The sequence below is a fragment of the Mucilaginibacter sp. 5C4 genome (genome assembly GCF_034345625.1).
GTDB lineage: Bacteria > Bacteroidota > Bacteroidia > Sphingobacteriales > Sphingobacteriaceae > Mucilaginibacter > Mucilaginibacter aurantiaciroseus.
Window position 1 is genome coordinate 3,843,838 of record NZ_CP133775.1, and the last position, 17,930, is coordinate 3,861,767.

The 17,930-nt window shown below is 42.2% G+C and carries 20 protein-coding genes, 1 pseudogene and 1 riboswitch; of the genes and pseudogenes, 10 read left to right on the forward strand and 11 right to left on the reverse strand.

Features of this window, described 5'->3' with window-relative positions:
• Positions 1 to 24 precede the first annotated feature (24 nt).
• Both RHM67_RS18010 and RHM67_RS18015 read left to right on the forward strand, forming a co-directional pair.
• Positions 25 to 1,545: a DUF2271 domain-containing protein gene (locus RHM67_RS18010; protein ID WP_322228518.1), complete on the forward strand. Its 1,521-nt coding sequence runs from the start codon at positions 25 to 27 to the stop codon at positions 1,543 to 1,545.
• On the forward strand, positions 1,535 to 2,173 hold the full coding sequence (locus RHM67_RS18015) for a PepSY-associated TM helix domain-containing protein (protein ID WP_322228520.1): 639 nt from the start codon (positions 1,535 to 1,537) through the stop codon (positions 2,171 to 2,173). Before RHM67_RS18010 ends, RHM67_RS18015 begins: the two co-directional genes overlap by 11 nt.
• Before the next feature lie 265 nt (positions 2,174 to 2,438).
• On the opposite strand, the pseudogene RHM67_RS18020 reads toward RHM67_RS18015, so the two are convergent.
• Positions 2,439 to 2,644, reverse strand: a pseudogene (locus tag RHM67_RS18020) (IS5/IS1182 family transposase); the annotation flags it as partial.
• Positions 2,645 to 2,770: 126 nt separating this feature from the next.
• Positions 2,771 to 3,907 (reverse strand): cysteine desulfurase family protein, encoded by a 1,137-nt coding sequence (locus tag RHM67_RS18025; protein ID WP_322228523.1) that lies wholly within the window; start codon positions 3,905 to 3,907, stop codon positions 2,771 to 2,773.
• A gap of 99 nt (positions 3,908 to 4,006) precedes the next feature.
• A riboswitch (SAM riboswitch) is annotated at positions 4,007 to 4,123 on the reverse strand.
• Between the two features lie 373 nt (positions 4,124 to 4,496).
• Between RHM67_RS18025 and RHM67_RS18030 the strand changes: the two genes are divergently transcribed.
• On the forward strand, positions 4,497 to 4,685 hold the full coding sequence (locus RHM67_RS18030; protein ID WP_322228524.1) for a hypothetical protein: 189 nt from the start codon (positions 4,497 to 4,499) through the stop codon (positions 4,683 to 4,685).
• Positions 4,686 to 5,085: 400 nt separating this feature from the next.
• On the opposite strand, the gene lpxB is transcribed toward RHM67_RS18030, so the two are convergent.
• The 8 genes from lpxB to acs all read right to left on the reverse strand — a co-directional run bounded on the left by lpxB (position 5,086) and on the right by acs (position 11,126).
• On the reverse strand, positions 5,086 to 6,213 hold the full coding sequence (gene lpxB / locus RHM67_RS18035) for a lipid-A-disaccharide synthase (protein WP_322228526.1): 1,128 nt from the start codon (positions 6,211 to 6,213) through the stop codon (positions 5,086 to 5,088).
• Entirely contained in the window at positions 6,214 to 6,540 is a 327-nt protein-coding gene (locus RHM67_RS18040; RefSeq protein WP_322228527.1) for a hypothetical protein, read from the reverse strand.
• Positions 6,533 to 7,309 carry a 5'/3'-nucleotidase SurE gene (gene surE, locus RHM67_RS18045; protein WP_322228530.1) on the reverse strand — a complete coding sequence of 259 codons (777 nt, stop codon included), beginning with the start codon at positions 7,307 to 7,309 and terminating at the stop codon, positions 6,533 to 6,535. Before surE ends, RHM67_RS18040 begins: the two co-directional genes overlap by 8 nt.
• Before the next feature lie 134 nt (positions 7,310 to 7,443).
• Complete coding sequence (locus RHM67_RS18050; RefSeq protein ID WP_322228532.1) at positions 7,444 to 7,629, reverse strand: CsbD family protein; 186 nt, start codon at positions 7,627 to 7,629, stop codon at positions 7,444 to 7,446.
• A 91-nt stretch (positions 7,630 to 7,720) separates the two neighbouring features.
• Positions 7,721 to 8,659 carry an alpha/beta hydrolase gene (locus RHM67_RS18055; protein ID WP_322228536.1) on the reverse strand — a complete coding sequence of 313 codons (939 nt, stop codon included), beginning with the start codon at positions 8,657 to 8,659 and terminating at the stop codon, positions 7,721 to 7,723.
• Positions 8,660 to 8,687: 28 nt separating this feature from the next.
• The gene (locus RHM67_RS18060) at positions 8,688 to 8,945 is read right to left on the reverse strand and encodes a Txe/YoeB family addiction module toxin (RefSeq protein ID WP_322228538.1); all 258 of its coding nucleotides are present in this window, start codon (positions 8,943 to 8,945) and stop codon (positions 8,688 to 8,690) included.
• Positions 8,936 to 9,148, reverse strand: a complete 213-nt coding sequence (locus RHM67_RS18065; protein WP_322228540.1) for a DUF2683 family protein — start codon at positions 9,146 to 9,148, stop codon at positions 8,936 to 8,938. Before RHM67_RS18065 ends, RHM67_RS18060 begins: the two co-directional genes overlap by 10 nt.
• 76 nt (positions 9,149 to 9,224) lie before the next feature.
• Entirely contained in the window at positions 9,225 to 11,126 is a 1,902-nt protein-coding gene (gene acs, locus RHM67_RS18070; protein ID WP_322228542.1) for an acetate--CoA ligase, read from the reverse strand.
• Between the two features lie 289 nt (positions 11,127 to 11,415).
• On the opposite strand from acs, the gene RHM67_RS18075 reads away from it, so the two are divergent.
• From RHM67_RS18075 to bshC, 7 genes are all read left to right on the forward strand, one after another.
• Positions 11,416 to 12,135 carry a hypothetical protein gene (locus tag RHM67_RS18075; RefSeq protein ID WP_322228544.1) on the forward strand — a complete coding sequence of 240 codons (720 nt, stop codon included), beginning with the start codon at positions 11,416 to 11,418 and terminating at the stop codon, positions 12,133 to 12,135.
• A gap of 112 nt (positions 12,136 to 12,247) precedes the next feature.
• Positions 12,248 to 12,481, forward strand: coding sequence for a 50S ribosomal protein L28 (rpmB, locus tag RHM67_RS18080; protein WP_067063465.1), 234 nt, complete (start codon positions 12,248 to 12,250; stop codon positions 12,479 to 12,481).
• A 76-nt stretch (positions 12,482 to 12,557) separates the two neighbouring features.
• Positions 12,558 to 12,740 carry a 50S ribosomal protein L33 gene (gene rpmG, locus RHM67_RS18085; RefSeq protein WP_067063463.1) on the forward strand — a complete coding sequence of 61 codons (183 nt, stop codon included), beginning with the start codon at positions 12,558 to 12,560 and terminating at the stop codon, positions 12,738 to 12,740.
• Positions 12,741 to 12,818: 78 nt separating this feature from the next.
• Positions 12,819 to 12,980: a DUF4295 domain-containing protein gene (locus RHM67_RS18090; RefSeq protein ID WP_322228549.1), complete on the forward strand. Its 162-nt coding sequence runs from the start codon at positions 12,819 to 12,821 to the stop codon at positions 12,978 to 12,980.
• 170 nt (positions 12,981 to 13,150) lie between these two features.
• Positions 13,151 to 14,113, forward strand: coding sequence for a signal recognition particle-docking protein FtsY (gene ftsY, locus RHM67_RS18095; protein ID WP_252756000.1), 963 nt, complete (start codon positions 13,151 to 13,153; stop codon positions 14,111 to 14,113).
• A 138-nt stretch (positions 14,114 to 14,251) separates the two neighbouring features.
• Positions 14,252 to 15,586, forward strand: coding sequence for a 30S ribosomal protein S12 methylthiotransferase RimO (gene rimO / locus RHM67_RS18100; protein WP_322228551.1), 1,335 nt, complete (start codon positions 14,252 to 14,254; stop codon positions 15,584 to 15,586).
• Positions 15,587 to 15,709: 123 nt separating this feature from the next.
• Entirely contained in the window at positions 15,710 to 17,320 is a 1,611-nt protein-coding gene (bshC, locus tag RHM67_RS18105) for a bacillithiol biosynthesis cysteine-adding enzyme BshC (RefSeq protein ID WP_322228552.1), read from the forward strand.
• A 120-nt stretch (positions 17,321 to 17,440) separates the two neighbouring features.
• On the opposite strand, the gene RHM67_RS18110 is transcribed toward bshC, so the two are convergent.
• Positions 17,441 to 17,914 carry a DUF6702 family protein gene (locus RHM67_RS18110; RefSeq protein WP_322228553.1) on the reverse strand — a complete coding sequence of 158 codons (474 nt, stop codon included), beginning with the start codon at positions 17,912 to 17,914 and terminating at the stop codon, positions 17,441 to 17,443.
• Positions 17,915 to 17,930 lie beyond the last annotated feature (16 nt).

Below are 17,930 nucleotides of genomic sequence, written 5' to 3' on the forward strand. Positions count from 1 at the left end.
TAGTAGCGTTTAAGTATTAAAAAAATGAAAAAAAAAATTTTAGCGATAGTATTGTGTGCCAGCTTTTATGGCTTTTCAAGCGCTGATTTGCCGTCGGACAAAAATGAACACCTTTTTGTTGACGACTATGAAAATGTTCTTGGAACCTCCCTGGAGATAAAAATTGCCGCTGCGGACGATGGGCAAGCCGCAAAAGGGGAAATTACTGCTTTGGATGAAATTGAACGGTTGAATAAGGTTTTAAGCGGTTATGATCTTAACAGCGAATTCAGACGCTGGATGAACGCCCCAAAGGCCCCGCTGAAAATATCACGGGAGCTCTTTGACGTTCTTTCTTTATTTGAAGACTGGCGTATCAAAAGCGGCGGAGCACTTGACGCGTCGGCAGAAACGATTAACAGCGTTTGGCGGAATGCTGCAAAACACAACAGAATTCCTTCTGCTACCGAAATTTCAACTGCACTTTCATTAGTTCGTGAACGACATTATATCCTCAACGCTGAAAATCAGACAGCCTTTCGCACTAGCGATGCTCCGCTAATGCTCAACTCCTTTACCAAAAGCTATATCATGAACAAGGCCACGAATGCAGCACTGGCAATTTCCGGTGTTTACGGGATTGTACTGAACATTGGCGGCGATATTGTTATACGCGGTAAACATACCGAAGAGGTTGATGTGAGTAATCCAAAGGCGGACGCCGAAAATGACCCTCCAATGTCAAGACTTCAGCTCCAAAACAAGACGATTGCGACCAGCGGCAATTACCGGAGAGGCGAATTGATCGGCGGCAAATGGTATTCCCATATTGTTGACCCCCGTACCGGTAAACCGGCTGGCAGCGTGATCAGCGCAACGGTTATTACTAATAACTCTGTAGACGCTGGCGCACTGGCAACCGCGTTGAATGTGCTATCGCCTGAAGAAGGTAAAAGATTGGTTTCCACTGTCCCGAATGCCGAGTTTATGCTGATCACTGCTGACGGAAAACGGATAGAAAGTGACGGCTGGAAAAAGTATGAGATAGGTAATGTTAATCAAAAGGCGGATTTGGCGACTACAGTCAAAAGCGATAAATTATGGGATCCCGCTTATGAGTTGGCTATTAATCTTGAACTTGCAACTTTAGAAGGCATGCGAGTGCATAGGCCATTTGTCGCTGTTTGGGTAGTTGATGCTAACAAGAAGCCCATTAAGCAGATCGCGTTGTGGTACAGTAAACCCCGGTGGCTGGACGAAATGGCAGCATGGTATGCAACTTATTATGACACATTCGCTTCGGGGAAAAATAGTATCAGTTCAACCACGAGCGCAACAAGGTCCGCCGGAAAATACACGTTGAAATGGGACGGGAAAGACGACAAGGGCAATTACGTAAAGCAGGGCGCATATACTATTTATATAGAAGCTGCGCGAGAACATGGTAGCCACCAACTTATGACCCAGGAGATCGATGTAAAAAAGATGCAGCATATAAATATTCAAGGGAACCCGGAAGTTGCATCAGCATCACTTGACTACCGTAAAAAATCAGATGGAAACTAACAACGTAAAAAACAAACAAGCAAACGGAAATAACAAGGACTTGAAGCGGCGTACAGCCGTTTTTTCACGTTGGTTGCATATTTATCTCTCCATGCTGAGCTTTCTTGTAGTTCTATTTTTTTCAGTGACTGGACTTACCCTTAACCATGCAGACTGGTTTGACGGCAAACAAGTTGAACAGAAATACAAAGGAAAACTTTCACCTGCATGGGTAACGATGAAAGACACAGTCAAGATAAGGAAACTTGAAATTGTCGAATTTCTGCGCAAGAATTACAATATTAAAGGATTTGTGAGCGATTTCCTGATACAGGATGACCAATGTACGGTCTCATTCAAGGGGCCAGGCTACAGCGCAGATGCATTCATCAGCCGCAAAGATGGAAACTTTTATCTAAGAGAGGTAAAACTGGGCATGGTCGCGGTACTGAATGATTTACATAAGGGACGCGATAGCGGTAAGCCGTGGGGATGGCTAATTGATATTTCTGCAATATTTTTAACACTAGTTTCCTTAAGCGGACTTGTAATGCTTTTTTTTATTAAAAAAAAGAGAGTAAACGGATTAATACTATTAGGTATTGGAATGGCAATTTGCTGGCTTGTTTATGTGTTCTATGTAGGCTAGTCCCGCTAAAAACACTTTGGCATGCCCTTAATTGGATAAGTTATTTAAATGAAATATTCTTAGCTTCATATGCTTGATCGACAACCTTGTTCGTTATAACTCAAAAAAACCTTCTCCGATAACTTGCCCAAATTCACCTTGCCAATCAATTTAGTTGAGGGAATTGGGGAGTTCCTGATATAATGCTCCAAGCCAAGCATGGCTTTGTAAGCGTCCGGCTCTAGGTCTTCAATTGATATTCTGTCCATCTGTCGTTATTCAATCCCTCCAATGCTGAATATGGGTTGGATCTTGACAGCGAATGAGTAGCATCAACTATAATGGATTTGAATCGGATAATGCCCTTCTCAATGGCTATAGAGACCGTTTTGCCTATCAACAGGTTCAACGGGTCAGCACCCTTCAATCGCAGCTTCCGGAATTTTGTCAATGAACCGGGGCTATTACTTCCTGCTCAGGGGGCATTTCTAAAGGACTTTTTCAGTGACCTCCTAATTAGTCGGCCTTTTTTGTTTTTATTTGATTATACGAGCCTATTCGCTACCTGCCGCTATGGTAAACAGCGCTAATACGTTCCGGGGAAATCGGGATTAACTATTATGCTGCAATGGCTTTATATAATGCCGATAGCTTTTCTACCGTGTAATCAATTTCTTCGCCAGTATTAAATTTGCTGAAAGAGAACCTGACGGTGTTTCTTGACAGATCTGCACCTATGGCTTTTAGCACATGTGATGCCGTACCTGTTGAACATGCGCTGCCTCCCGATACCGAGATATTATTCTGATCAAGGTAAGTCAACAGATTGCCGGCTACGTGGTTATCAGGCAAGCTTGCACTTAGTACAGTATAAAGGCTTTTATCTGCAATGGCCGAATTGCCGTTGAAATATACATCCCCTATTTGTTCCTGCAGTTTAGTTATCATCCTGTTTTTTAATTTTTGGATATAAACATGGTGCTCGTCAATATCTCGGTAAGCAACTTCTAAAGCTTTTGCCAGGCCTATTATACCGTGGATATTTTCGGTACCGGCACGTAGCTTGCGTTCTTGTGTACCGCCGTGTAATAATTGTGATAACTGCACACCATCACGGCAGTAAATAAACCCTACCCCTTTGGGCCCGTGAAATTTATGTGCCGATGCCGCTATAAAATGCGTGTTTAGTTTCGACAGATCGTGCCTGTAGTGACCCATGGTCTGTACCGTGTCTGAGTGAAAAAGTGTGCCCCTGCTTTTACAGACCTGGCCAATCAGTTCGATGTTGTTAAGATTACCAATTTCGTTATTGGCATGCATTACCGATACCAGCGAGCGGCTACTGCTTCTTAACAAAGCATCCAGGTGGTTAATATCCAGGTTACCGTGGCTATCGGTATTGATGAAGCTTAGTTTTATTTCGCCGTTATTTTTCAATACTTCTAAAGTATGCAGCACGGCATGGTGCTCAAACGGGGTGGTAATAACATGTTTTATTTGATGGGAGCGCACGCTCGACAGGATGGCGGTATTATCAGCCTCGGTGCCGCCGCTGGTGAATACAATTTCGTTTGGCGATGCATTCAACATGTCGGCTATAGTAGCACGCGCACCTTCAATAGCTTGCTTCACCTCGCGGCCATGCTCGTGGTGTGACGACGGGTTACCGTAATACTCTAATAAATATGGGGTGATGGCTTTAAATACTTCGTTATCCAATTGGGTAGTGGCTGCGTTATCCAAATAAATTCTCATCGTGTCTGTTTTTAAAAATGTTACCGGCGTTGCTTTAGTAACTTATCTCAAAAAAAAGAGGACACAAAGGATAAAGCTATTAACTTTTAATGTATGGTCATCTTATCTCTCTCCCAATTGTTCGGAGCAGGAATTAGCACCTTTTACACACTTGTTAAAGCGGTACAGGTTGCTAAGACGTCGTAGGGCCTTTCCCTCTGTCTTTCTGGATAAGTTATTAAAAGAACGAATTAATGATGCAAATATATAATATATTCTATAATGCCCATGGTTTTAATAGAATTAATTTGAAATATTTTAATTTGGAGCTTAATTAGCCAATTATCGGATACCCTTCCGAACAACCCAAAATTTAAAAACGGACACTTATTTGGCCATTAAACGACGTGTTGACTATTCTTTACAACAGCGTGTACTGCTTTTGCATACACCTTTGCTAAATACTGTTTTAATATTCGGTCTAAAACTTACGTTTCTGCACATTTTTGGTTTTAATGTAAAAATATATCGTACCTGATGTCATTTTTTTTCATTGTGATGAAAAGTTTGGCATTAGTTTGGAATAGTATATATAAAACGGAGATAAATTATGATCGACGAAACAACTGAAAACCCGGACGAAGAGAAAGAGTGGGAAAACCCTAAAGCTCCTGAAAATACATCTGACGAGCGGGACGAAGAGCAAATAGCAAGGCAATACAAAGAAGCTAAACGCAGACATGATAACCTTAGCGAAAACCAGGACAAAGAGAACAACGAAGAACAAACTAAAAACTAAAAAAACTTTAAAATATTGAATTATGAAAACTCACCAAAAACCATCTACCAGCAAATTAGTTAACCGTTTCGATAAAGAGTTAATGAACATTTTGATGAAAGACCTTAAAAAATTAAAAATTGCAAGCCGCATAGCTGCATAGTTAATCAAACAAAACTTAACTCATACACAACTATCTACTATTAAAGCTCAATACAAACCTGCAACAAGTAAATTAGTTACCCGTTTTGATAACGAATTAAAAAACTTATTAATGGAAGACCTTAAGGCTTTCAGAGAGAGAAATCAGTTTATATCAAGCAACAAACAGAAAGTTGCACAACAACAGTTGGAGCCGCCTGATCAATCATATAATCTACAACATCTATTTACAACATTCCTTTAAGAAAATAAAGCCTTGCTATTTTAGCAAGGCTTTATTGTTTTGGGCGTATTTTACAATAAGTTTAGCCGTTTTGGCCGAGGCGCCGGGCGCGCCCATCCGCTCATCAAGCACATCATAATCGGCTAGCATTTGTTGGCGATGGTGGGCGTTGTGCAGCAGGTTATTCAGTTCTTCAGTAATATTCAATGAGGTACAATCTTTCTGGATCAGTTCTGCCACCACTAGCTTGTCCATAATAAGGTTTACCAGCGATATGAATTTTATCTTAATTAGCATACGGGCAATGCCAATGGTGAGCGCGTTGCCCCTGTAAACCACTACCTGCGGCACATTAAATAAAGCGGCTTCTAATGTTGCTGTGCCAGATGCTACAACCGCGGCTTCTGCATTGGCGAGTATATCATAAGTGGCATTAAATATCACGGGGATATTTTTATCGCCAAGGTATTGTTTATAGTATTCGGCATTGAACGACGGCGCGCCTGCCACCACAAATTGGTGATGGGGGAATTTTTCTAATGCGCCCAGCATTTCGGACAGTAAGCGGCTTATCTCCTGCTTGCGGCTGCCGGGTAAAAGGGCAACTATTTTTTTACCGGTAAGGTTATTATCTACAATGAAATTAGGATTGGGTTTAAAAGCATCAACAGCATCCAAAAGGGGGTTGCCTACGTAATCGATCTCCATCCCCCAACTCTTGTAAAATTCCACCTCAAACGGCAGGATGCAGAACATGTGGTCGACAACCTTTTTAATCTTCAATACACGTTTCTGGTTCCAGGCCCAAACTTTTGGGGAGATGTAATAATACACTTCAATTCCCTGCGCTTTGGCAAACTCAGCTATCTTCAAATTAAAACCTGGGAAATCTATCAGTACCAAAACATCCGGTTTGTAAGCCATGATATCCGCTTTGCATTTCTTTAAATTTTTGAGGATCGTATTCAAATTGATAACCACCTCTACAAAACCCATAAAGGCCATATCGGCGTAATGCTTTACGAGGGTACCACCTTCGGTCTTCATCAGGTCGCCGCCAAAAAAGCGGAAATCGGCCTGCTCGTCTAGCTCTTTTAAAGCTTTCATCAGGTTCGCGCCGTGCAAATCGCCGGATGCCTCGCCGGCTACCAGGTAGTACTTCATTTATCGGTATACTTTTAAGATGAATATCAACAGCGTGCACACAAAGGTAGCTATCATTATCCCGGTTGAAGTTTTATCCAGGTAGGCCCTTGCAGAAAACCGCAGCATCACCAAATTTATCCCAATGGCTATAAGATACGGCATAGCTGGCTTATCCATTATCACAGCGTCATTCTTCAACAACACCACGAATATCACCCATGCAAGCACTGGTGGTATCATGCCATATAATATACCTACAAAAAGATTATTCTTTGGCGAGAACTTTAAAGTCTCCTCTTTCGGGAGAGATTTAGAGGTGGTTGAAAGGTTATTCTTTTTAAACATTAAACGTCCAGGTATTTAAAACGGGTATAGCGTGGTGCGCGGTCATATCAAATTGCACGGGCACAACAGACGCGTAATTATGGTCGAGTGCCCAAACATCGGTATCCTCGCCGTGGTCGTTATTCTGGAACACACCCGTTAACCAATAATAAGGGCGTTTGTAGGGATCCATCCGCATATCAAATTCTTCAGCCCATTTGGCGTTGGCCTGGCGGCAAATTTTAATGCCCTTTATCTTATCCCTGGCCGGGAAATTCACATTAAGCACTGTACCCACAGGCAGGCCGTTGGCCAGCACCTGCTGCGCTATCTCTTTCACATATTTTTGGGAAGGCTCAAAATCGGCCTGCATAGAGTAATCGTCTAAAGAAAAACCAATAGACGGGATGCTTTCTATAGCACCCTCAACAGCCGCCGACATGGTACCAGAGTACAATACATTGATGGAATTATTAAGTCCGTGATTAATCCCCGACACACAAAGATCGGGCTTTACGCCATTGAATACTTTGGTTACGGCAAGTTTAACACAATCTACCGGTGTACCGCTGCAACGATACATTTCTATGCCTTCGTAAATATCAACCTCATCTAAACGGAGCGGTTTACCAATGGTAATGGCATGCCCCATGCCCGATTGCGGACTATCGGGCGCAACAACCACAACCCTGCCAAGCTCTTTCATGGTGTGCATCAGAGCTTTTATGCCCGGCGCGGTTATACCATCATCGTTTACTACAAGTATCGTGGGTTGTTTAGACTTAGCCATGCGGCAAAAATAACTATAATTGAATTAAGCTTTGGGTAGATGTTTATTAAATTATTCTGTTCACAACCGCTGTTTTATTAGTTGGGTGAAAATATGAGGCCAAAAAAAAGCCCCGAAGAATCGGGGCTCATATACTATAAACTTTTCAACCAGTCTATCAGATCTTCGCGGCTTTTGCCTGTTTTTTGTTGCAGGCGGCCAAGTGTTTCATCGTCCTTACCCTCTTCGTGCGCCAAGTCATCGTCGGTTAAATCGCCGTATGCTTGCTTTATTTTACCTTTTAGCTCGTTCCAGCCGCCTTTTAATTCTAACTTATCCATTATTTGTTTCTCCTTAATTTAGATGTATAAGAATAACAGGTGGGGGTTAGTTTGGTTTTCAAATAAGCAAAAGATGAGGGATTAGAATAAATTATACCCCCAAAATCTCTTTTACCACTACCCGCTCAAACGCTTCAAAACATTCCACATGCGGGAAATGGGCGGCATCGGGAAATGCATAAAATCGCTTTTGCGGTGCGGTCAGTTTTTCGAAGTAGTTTTTCGCGCCCTCATAATACGTATGGTGGTCATGTTCACCGTGGAAAAAATAAACGGGTATTTGGTAGTTAGTTATGTTATCGCTGATGTGGGTAGTGATAATACCATCCCAAAGTTTATCTAAACTCAGAGATGCGCCCTTCATGTAGTTAAGCTTATCTTTTAGAGAATATTCTTTAAAAATAATTAGTTTCCATATCGCAAATAAAAAGATGTTTTTCTTGCGCATGCTACCGCTATAAACCGCCACATACCATCGCTGGAAATTCAGATATGCCGACCATGCCTTGATCCCGGCATCCCTCGCAGGAACAGGGTATTTATTCAGCTTACCAAGCACACTTTTATCCTTACGGATAGCTGCTTGCTCTTTTACAAATTCGTAAGATTCCAGTTCGGATCGATACTGATCTGTCACCTGCCCAACGCTTAAATAGGCGTGAAACAGTTCCGGGTGGCGGTTCACCAGTTGCGACCCAAGAAACGTACCCCATGATTGACCTAAAACATAAATCTTACTTTGTCCAAATTTATCTGCCAGGTAGCGGGTAACCACTTCAGCATCCAAAATCATCTGCTCAAGTGTTAGCGAGTTCTTATCCTGAAGTGTTGCATAAGACCGGCCTGCGCCCCGCTGCTCCCAATAACAAATGGTGAATAGTTTTTCTAATGGCTTGAGCGTATCCCGTACAAAAAAGAAATCCGGTGTCCCCGGCCCGCCATGCAGGTACAGTAACACCGGATTATCGTGGCTTTCGCCGCTAATAAAAATATATTGTTTATTGCCATTGATGATGGGGGTATCGGTCATGTTCAAGGCCGTTCTTTTTCAGTTCCTGTTAATAATGAAACCGCAACTGAGCGATAAATAAAGTATCGTTTTCTACCTTATATACTAAACGATGCTCGCTTGTTATCCGCCTCGACCAATATCCTGTCCAGTTATGTTTTAAGGCTTCCGGTTTACCTGTCCCTTCAAATGGAGTTATTTGTATCTGTTCTATCAGCAGTTTTATTTTTTCAATAGCTTTTTTATTTCCGCTTTTCTTCCAATACTGTAGTTGCTCTAAAGCATCGGCAGAGAAAACTATTTCCATAAATCTTCTAAAGAGACTTTAATTCCTTTTCCAGCTTCTAATTCATCTATACTTTTATCTAATGCCTTGACATTAGCCTCAGTTGACATTAAGTATTCTGTTTCGTTAAGTTCTTTTTCATACTTCACGCTAAACGCATCGAAAATAGCTTTAAGCGCATTTTCTTGCTGTTCGTTCTTTGGATGTACTGTTAAAGTCGACATAGTATTTTGTTTGGTACAACAAATTTACGCTATTCAAATTAAAGAAAAAAGCATAGCATATTTATCTAACACCTCCTTACAAAGCCCCTTCCTTTATCTCCTCCACAATCGCAGGGTCAAGCAAGGTGCTGGTATCGCCTAAGTTGGAGGTATCACCTTCTGCTATCTTCCTTAAGATACGGCGCATAATTTTGCCGGAGCGTGTTTTTGGCAGGCCGCTTACAAACTGGATCTTATCCGGCCTGGCAATGGCACCAATTATACGAGATACGGTCATCATGATATCTTTCTTCGTCAGTTCCGCATCGTCGTGCAGGTTGGGGCATACCACAAAGGCATAAACACCCTGCCCTTTAATATCGTGCGGATAACCCACAACAGCACTTTCTACCACGGTACTGTGCATGTTAATGGCATTCTCCACCTCGGCAGTACCAATACGGTGGCCGGATACATTCAGCACGTCATCTACACGGCCGGTAATGCGGTAATAACCATCCTCATCGCGTAAGCAACCATCACCCGTAAAATACAAGTTGGGATAGGTAGCAAAATAAGTGGTTCGGCAACGCTCGTGGTCGCCGTAGGTGGTACGCAGCATCCCCGGCCACGGGAACTTGATACAAAGATTTCCGCTCACACCGTTTCCGTCTATCTCCTTGCCGTTCTCATCAACCAGCACAGGTTGCACGCCCGGCAATGGCAAAGTAGCGTAGCCCGGCTTTAAAGGCGTAACGTTGGCAATTGGCGAGATCATGAAACCACCTGTTTCGGTTTGCCACCAGGTGTCTACAATAGGGCAGTTACCTTTACCTATCTTTTCATCAAACCAATGCCAGGCTTCCTCGTTAAGCGGTTCGCCTACCGAGCCCAGCTTTTTCAACGAGCTAAAATCTTTTCCTTTCACCACATCGTCACCAAAACTCATTAACGAGCGTATGGCGGTTGGCGCGGTATATAATATGTTAACTTTATGTTTTTCTACAATGTCCCAAAGGCGGCCTGCATCCGGCCAGGTCGGGATGCCCTCGAACATTACCGAGGTTGCGCCCTGTGTAAGCGGACCATAAGCAATATACGAGTGACCGGTGATCCAGCCGATATCGGCCGTACAAAAATAAACTTCGCCCGGCTGGTATTGGAACGCGGTACTAAAAGTATAGCCCGTGTAAACCATATAACCACCACAAGTATGCACCACACCCTTCGGTTTACCGGTCGAGCCTGATGTATACAGGATAAAAAGCATATCCTCGGCATCCATTTCTTCGGCGGGGCAATCCGGATTGCCCTGGGTCTCTACTTTTTTAACTTCATCTTCCCACCAAACATCACGGCCCTTTATCATAGATACCGGCGTATGACTGCGGGTAAGCACAATTACTTTTTTAATTGACGGGCATTGTACCAGCGCATCATCTATAATAGATTTCAGCGGCACCTCTTTAGTCCCGCGGAAACTACCATCAGCAGTTATCACGATGTTACATTCAGCATCCTTGATCCTATCCGCAATAGATTGTGCCGAAAAGCCCCCAAACACCACAGAGTGGATAGCGCCGATACGGGCACAAGCCAAAACGGCTATGGCCAGCTCCGGTACCATAGGCATATAAATACAAATGCGGTCGCCTTTTTTGGCGCCATTGTTCTTAAGCACATTGGCAAACTGGCACACTTTATCGTGCAGTTGTTTGTAGCTCAGTATGCGATGATCTTCCGCAGGGTCATTTGGTTCCCAAATAATAGCGGGGGTGTCACCGTTCTTTTCTAAATGACGGTCAAGGCAGTTTTCGGTGATATTTAGTTTGGCACCTTTAAACCATTCTATTTTTGGTTCGGTAAAGTTCCAGTCTAAAACCTTGTCCCACTTCTTTTTCCATAAAAAATTATCGGCTATTTCCGCCCAAAATTGCTCGGGTTGGTCTACACTTTTTTTGTAAACCTGCTGGTACTCTTCAAATGATTTAACTTGCATGGTGGTATATAATGGTGGCGTAAATTAGTTATTTTTAACAATATAGTTACACCGAATTAAAATCTTTTTAAAAAAATTTAAAAAGTATTATGATAATAGATTTAGCTTGCTAAAAGGTTTTACTAACGCTAATATGCGGATTTATTCTAATTTTAGTTTAAATTATGCAATTCAACATACAGGTAATATAATTAAGGCAAACGTTTGCGCCATTTTATATTCGTTTTGAAACAATAATATTTTCAAATTATAATATCCCATTAGTATTCAATATTGATTTGTGTTAATTATGCCAAGCATTAAAAATCCTCTTAATTTATTTTTCTGGTTATCGATGACAATAATCTTAAGTAGTTCTTGTAATCAAAAGAATACAACGGCAAAAACTTGGTATTACAACGAGGGATATGATGGTCGGCCTTTCTTTGAGAAATTAGATGGCAGAATAAAACGCTTATCTATAAGCTATAGCCGTGCTATGAAAGGCGATTACAATGTAACTGATTTTGATGAGCAGGGTAATATGTCTTTTTCGATAATGAAATCAACGGATATCGCCTCATTAGGAGGCAAAACCGATACCACAGTGCAAACGACGAAAGCGTCCTATAAAACCCTTTACAAAAACAACCAAGTTGTTGGATTAATGCAAACATTATTTAATCGGTATAATTTCTTTCATTATCCAGACCTTTCTAAAAATTATACCGATACCGTGCAATTGAGATATGAAATTTACAAATTAATTAAGTCAGACACTATCAGTTTTCCTGACCAGCACAGAGAGCCGGATATTTATACATTCAAGTATGATAGTAGCAAACGTATTATAGAAGAAAATTTGTTTGAGACTGGTAGAGATTTACCATTATCTAAAAACACCTATACCTATTCAAATTTCGATTATAATGGTAATTGGCAGAATATGATCTTACGCAGGCATAGTTACCCCCCTTTAGTACAAGGCACTTTTATAGATACCGTCACCCGCAAAATCATCTATTATTAGCTATCTAAATCTTTTTTGAAATATTTTAAAAACACCGTTGTTTATTTCAGTTAAAAAGCTGATATTTGCAAACTCTTTTTAGGAAAAGAACGAGAATTAAAAAATATTTGTCATGTCAAGAATTTGTGATTTAACAGGAAAAGGCTACATGAATGGCTTTAACGTTTCTAACTCAAACGTTAAAACTAAACGCAAGTTTTATCCAAACTTAAAACTTAAAAGGTTTTATATCCCTGAAGAAGATAAATGGATCACTCTAAAAGTATCTACTTCAGCACTTAAAACTATCACCAAAAATGGTATTACTGCTTGTATCAACAAGTTTGTAAAAAAAGGCTCTATTTAATATTAATAGATTGTTGGGGCTACGGTAAAGATGTGATATCTTAACGATTGGCAGGCAACTCAAAACATAAAAGAAAATGGCTAAGAAAGGCAACAGGGTTCAGGTAATTTTAGAATGCACAGAGCATAAAACCAGCGGCATGCCGGGTATGTCTCGTTACATTACCACCAAAAACAAAAAGAATACAACTGAAAGACTGGAAATGAAAAAATTCAACCCGGTTTTAAGGAAAGTAACTGTACATAAAGAGATTAAATAATCTAAGTTTATTTGCTGTAGATAGCGGGTTGATTTTTTAACCTGTAATTGTAAGCACAACTTATAAAAACATAAAAACATGGCTAAGAAAGTAGTTGCAACCCTAAAAGTACAGGGTAAAGGTAAAGAGTTTTCAAAAGTGATCACGATGAACAAATCAGCACGTACCGGTGCTTACTCATTCAAAGAGCAGATCGTTCCAAACGATAACATCAAAGATGCTATTACTGGTAAACAGTAATCACTTTTAGTAAAAACATAAAAGCCGTCTTGTTCATAACGAGAGGGCTTTTTTTATTATGAATGGACGTTTGACGGAAAGTTGCACGAATATGTTTATCCGGCATCAAACATCCCGCTCCGAATTGTTAATTTGCAAATCTGCACATTTAAAATCTGCACATCTGACTTATGGGACTATTTGATTTTTTCAAGAAAAAGGAAACCACGCAGCAGGAACAGCAGGCGCTTGATACCGGCTTGGAAAAAACCAAGGACAATTTCTTCTCCAAGATAACCAAAGTAATTGCCGGTAAAAGTACCGTTGATGATGATGTGCTTGATGACCTGGAAGAAGTACTGGTAACATCTGATGTTGGCGTAAGCACCACGTTAAAGATCATCGAACGCATCCAGGCGCGTGTTGCAAAAGACAAATACGTTAATACCTCCGAACTTAACAACCTGTTAAAGGACGAAATTCAAAACCTGCTTGCCGAAAACAACAGTAACGATTTCCACACTTTTGAGTACGGCTCGCAAAAGCCATACGTAATAATGGTGGTCGGTGTTAATGGCGTAGGCAAAACTACTACCATTGGCAAGCTGGCCCACAAGCTAAAACAAGCCGGCAATCAGGTAGTATTAGGTGCTGCAGACACCTTCCGCGCGGCGGCGGTTGACCAGATAAAGCTTTGGGGCGAACGTGTTGATGTTAAAGTGGTAGCACAAGCCATGGGCAGCGACCCTGCCTCTGTAGCATATGATACGTTGCGTTCGGCAGTTGCCAATGGCGACGATGTGGCAATTATTGACACCGCAGGCCGTTTACATAATAAAGTAGGTTTGATGAACGAGCTTACCAAGATCAAAAATGTGATGCAAAAGGTAGTCCCCGGCGCACCGCATGAGATACTGCTTGTACTGGATGCATCAACCGGGCAAAACGCCATTGAGCAATGTAAACAGTTTACCGAAGCTACTGCTGTTAACGCCCTTGCCCTAACTAAGCTTGACGGAACGGCAAAAGGGGGTGTGGTGATAGGCATTTCGGATCAGTTTAAGATCCCGGTAAAATATATAGGCGTAGGCGAAGGTGTTGAACATTTGCAGTTGTTTGACAGGAATGAATTCGTAAACAGTCTGTTCAAGTAAGAAATAAATGAGCGCCTAAGCGCTAATAAAATAAAAGCGTCATTGCGCGGTATGAAGCAATCTCTACAGAGGACAAGCCGCCCCTGTAAAGCAAAGAGATTACTTCATACCTCGCAATAACAGCGTGGGAATAGAGCAATGAGAACAAAAGAAATTACAAAGCCGATACTTAAAAAGAAGCCCCGTGTAAACGTGGTTACTTTGGGCTGTTCAAAAAACATATACGATAGTGAGGTACTTATGGGCCAGCTTAAGGGCAGTGCCTATGATGTGGTTCACGAGTCTGATAAAATGCGAAGCGATGATATCATCGTCATCAATACCTGTGGCTTTATAGATAATGCCAAGCAGGAATCTATAGATACCATCCTGCAATACAGCGAGCTTAAAGAGCAGGGCAAGGTTGGCAAAGTGATCGTTACCGGTTGCTTAAGCGAGCGCTACAAGCCCGAATTAGAGGCCGAGATCACCAATGTTGACGCTTATTTCGGCACAAATGACCTTCAAAACATACTGCAAAGCATCGGCGCCGACTACAAACACGAATTAATTGGCGAGCGTTTATTAACCACGCCATCGCACTTTGCTTACTTTAAAATTGCTGAAGGTTGTAACCGCCCATGCTCTTTCTGCGCTATCCCATTGATGCGCGGCAAACACGTTAGCACACCGATGGATCAATTGGTTAAAAACGCCGAGAGCCTGGTAAAAAATGGCACAAAAGAATTGATCCTGATAGCACAGGACCTTACCTACTACGGCCTCGACCTATATGGCAAACGTAACCTGGATGAACTGCTGCGCCGCCTTAGCGACGTTAATGGTGTGGAGTGGATCAGGATGCAGTACGCTTATCCTTCGGGTTTCCCTATGGAAGTTTTGGATGTGATGAACGAACGCGATAACATTTGCAAATACCTGGATATGCCGCTACAGCACATTACAGATAACATGCTAAAATCAATGCGCCGTGGGTTGACCAAGCAAAAAACCATTGATGTGGTGAACGAGATCCGCGACCGGGTGCCCAACATCGCCATGCGTACCACACTGATCACTGGTTACCCCGGCGAAACGCAACACGATTTTGAAGAAATGGCACAATGGGTAGCAGATACTAAGTTTGATCGTTTGGGCTGTTTCACTTACTCTCACGAGGAAAAAACACATGCCCATAGCTTGGTTGATGATGTTCCTGAAGAAGTAAAACAGGAACGCGCCGATGCCATTATGGAAATTCAGCAAGGCATTTCTTTCGACAAAAACCAAGAGAAGATCGGCACCACTTATAAGGTGCTTATCGATAAAAAAGATGGTGGTTATTTTGTTGGCCGTACCGAATTTGATTCGCCCGAGGTTGATAATGAAGTTTTGATCGACGCGTCTATAGATTACGCGGCAGTTGGCACTTTTGTTAACGTAAAGATCGACACCGCCGAGGACTTTGACCTTTATGGACAAATTGTAAAATAAAACCAATTTTACAGGCCACGTGTTGCTATTAAAATATTAAAATCTAATTTCGACATTCATTTTTAGATATCTGATTTTGGTTAAATCCGAAATCGAACATCCGAAATCCGAAATTCACAAACAATGGACGCAGCCTGTATTGACTATAAAGACACGGGGTATTTTTCCCAAACGGTTATCGATTATCTGGAGAATGTTCCGGAGTTAAGGTCATTTTACGGCGAGCGCCCTACTCTTGAAGGTTTCGCGAAGTTTTTTGAGCACAAAAAAGTTATTGCCAACCGCGACCTGCTTGCCGAAGTTTTATTGGAACAATACTTTAGCAACTCGCAAAATGGCGAGCCGGAATTGGAATCTGCCGATTTTATCCGCAAACGCATCGAACTACTTAAACACAACGATACATACACCGTTACCACAGGTCACCAGCTTAATATATTCACAGGGCCACTCTACTTCATTTACAAAATAGTTACCGCCATCAAACTGTGCAGGCAACTAAAAGAAGCCCATCCCGATAAGAATTTTGTCCCGGTTTACTGGATGGCATCTGAGGATCATGATTTTGCCGAAATAAACTATACCAATATTGGTGGTAAAAAAGTGCATTGGTGGTACGAGGCTTCGGGCGCTACAGGGCGTATCAATCCCGATACCATGCGCCAGGCACTAAACCAGTACAAGGGTGTGCTTGGAATAGACGGACACTCGTCTGAACTGGGCGAAATGGTAGAAACCGCTTACACCAAGTTCGATCACCTTGCCGATGCTACCCGCTACCTGGTGAATGCTCTTTTTGGCCGCTACGGCTTGGTTATTATCGATGCTGATGATCATCGCCTTAAAGAGTCCTTTGCTCCTATTATCGAGCAGGACATCATCCAGCAAAACAGCTTTAAAAATATTACCGCCGTTAACGAGCAATTGCAAAAGCTTGGCGTGCATATCCAGGTAAACCCGCGCGAGATCAACTTCTTTTACCTGAAAGATAACCTGCGCGAACGCCTTGTTTTTGAGAACGACCGTTACAACGTAATGAATACGGACATCAGCTTTACCGAGGCGGAGTTGAAACAGGAAATTAAGACAGCGCCTGAAAGGTTTAGTCCGAATGTGGTGATGCGCCCCTTGTATCAGGAATGCATCCTGCCAAATATAGCCTACGTAGGTGGTGGTGCCGAGGTAATTTACTGGCTGGAGCTAAAATCAAACTTCGCCCATTATAAGGTTGATTTCCCAATATTGATCCTGCGTAATTCAGGCCTGGTTATCCGCAAGGAAACCGCTGCCAAAATAAAAAGCATGGAACTTGCCCCTGCCGAGATCTTTAAAAGTGCAGATGAAATTAAAAACGGCTGGGTAAAAGCACATAGTAACCACGACCTTACCCTTGCCGAGGAATGGCGCGAGTTGGAACGTGTTTTCGAAAAAATAAAATCACGGTCGCACAAGATAGATCCTACCCTCGAGCCATCTGCCGGTGCGGTACAGGCACGGCTGAAACATGCTATTGATAACCTGCAAAAGAAAATGGTAAAAGCCGAAAAACGCAACTACCATACCCGCCTGGAACAAATAGAATCCATCAAAGCGGATATCTTCCCAAACAACAGCCTGCAGGAACGTTCAGAGAATTTTGGCTTAAGCTACGTAAAATGGGGCCAGCTTTTCATTGACGAACTTATCCGCAATTTTGAACCGTTAGATTTTAAGTTTACGGTGCTGACGGAGTAGGTCTCTTATTTACAAGCGTCATTGCTGTGAGGCACGAAGCAATCTCTACATAGGCAGAGCCGCTCGGTATAGCAAAAAGATTGCTTCGTACCGCGCAATGACGGATTTTTATTCCGTTTCCTAAAAACTAAAACTCGTATCCGAATCCGGCGCGTCAAGCTTGGTGCTTTTGCGGTTGCCGCCAATAGTTACATGCAGCATGTTGATCTGTTCGGGGTGCAGGGTGTTTAACAGATCGTCGTGGATGTCTATCTTTTTTACAGACGAAATGCCTTTTACTTCAAAATAAGCCCAGGCGCCATCTTCCTGTATTTCGTAACCCACATAGCTCAGGTTTAATACCTTGCCATCCGCACGGATGCTGAGGTGCCTTTTAACGTACTCGTTTATGAAACGATTAAGCTGGGCTTTATCTTTAGGCTTTACAATATCCAGCGCAACTTTGTTATCTTTTTCGAGTGCATGCTCCAGGTCGTCATAAAACATGCGGCAGCTTACCTCAACGGCTTGCGTTTTGGGGTTGTGTTTAATCTCGGTGACGCTCACATAAAAGGGGTGCATAAATCCGAACCAAAGAATGAATAAAGCCTGCATATTGCTTGTAAAATAT

Bases quoted from the DNA above. Each gene is read 5' to 3' on its own strand.
- lpxB (WP_322228526.1), bottom strand. From the start codon at position 6,213: ATGAAGTACTACCTGGTAGCCGGCGAGGCATCCGGCGATTTGCACGGC.
- RHM67_RS18060 (WP_322228538.1), bottom strand. From the start codon at position 8,945: ATGGAAATAGTTTTCTCTGCCGATGCTTTAGAGCAACTACAGTATTGG.
- acs (WP_322228542.1), bottom strand. From the start codon at position 11,126: ATGCAAGTTAAATCATTTGAAGAGTACCAGCAGGTTTACAAAAAAAGT.
- RHM67_RS18030 (WP_322228524.1), top strand. From the start codon at position 4,497: ATGATCGACGAAACAACTGAAAACCCGGACGAAGAGAAAGAGTGGGAA.
- rpmG (WP_067063463.1), top strand. From the start codon at position 12,558: ATGGCTAAGAAAGGCAACAGGGTTCAGGTAATTTTAGAATGCACAGAG.
- RHM67_RS18040 (WP_322228527.1), bottom strand. From the start codon at position 6,540: ATGTTTAAAAAGAATAACCTTTCAACCACCTCTAAATCTCTCCCGAAA.
- surE (WP_322228530.1), bottom strand. From the start codon at position 7,309: ATGGCTAAGTCTAAACAACCCACGATACTTGTAGTAAACGATGATGGT.
- RHM67_RS18025 (WP_322228523.1), bottom strand. From the start codon at position 3,907: ATGAGAATTTATTTGGATAACGCAGCCACTACCCAATTGGATAACGAA.
- RHM67_RS18110 (WP_322228553.1), bottom strand. From the start codon at position 17,914: ATGCAGGCTTTATTCATTCTTTGGTTCGGATTTATGCACCCCTTTTAT.
- RHM67_RS18075 (WP_322228544.1), top strand. From the start codon at position 11,416: ATGCCAAGCATTAAAAATCCTCTTAATTTATTTTTCTGGTTATCGATG.
- bshC (WP_322228552.1), top strand. From the start codon at position 15,710: ATGGACGCAGCCTGTATTGACTATAAAGACACGGGGTATTTTTCCCAA.
- rimO (WP_322228551.1), top strand. From the start codon at position 14,252: ATGAGAACAAAAGAAATTACAAAGCCGATACTTAAAAAGAAGCCCCGT.
- RHM67_RS18055 (WP_322228536.1), bottom strand. From the start codon at position 8,659: ATGACCGATACCCCCATCATCAATGGCAATAAACAATATATTTTTATT.
- RHM67_RS18050 (WP_322228532.1), bottom strand. From the start codon at position 7,629: ATGGATAAGTTAGAATTAAAAGGCGGCTGGAACGAGCTAAAAGGTAAA.
- RHM67_RS18090 (WP_322228549.1), top strand. From the start codon at position 12,819: ATGGCTAAGAAAGTAGTTGCAACCCTAAAAGTACAGGGTAAAGGTAAA.
- RHM67_RS18015 (WP_322228520.1), top strand. From the start codon at position 1,535: ATGGAAACTAACAACGTAAAAAACAAACAAGCAAACGGAAATAACAAG.
- RHM67_RS18065 (WP_322228540.1), bottom strand. From the start codon at position 9,148: ATGTCGACTTTAACAGTACATCCAAAGAACGAACAGCAAGAAAATGCG.
- ftsY (WP_252756000.1), top strand. From the start codon at position 13,151: ATGGGACTATTTGATTTTTTCAAGAAAAAGGAAACCACGCAGCAGGAA.
- RHM67_RS18010 (WP_322228518.1), top strand. From the start codon at position 25: ATGAAAAAAAAAATTTTAGCGATAGTATTGTGTGCCAGCTTTTATGGC.
- rpmB (WP_067063465.1), top strand. From the start codon at position 12,248: ATGTCAAGAATTTGTGATTTAACAGGAAAAGGCTACATGAATGGCTTT.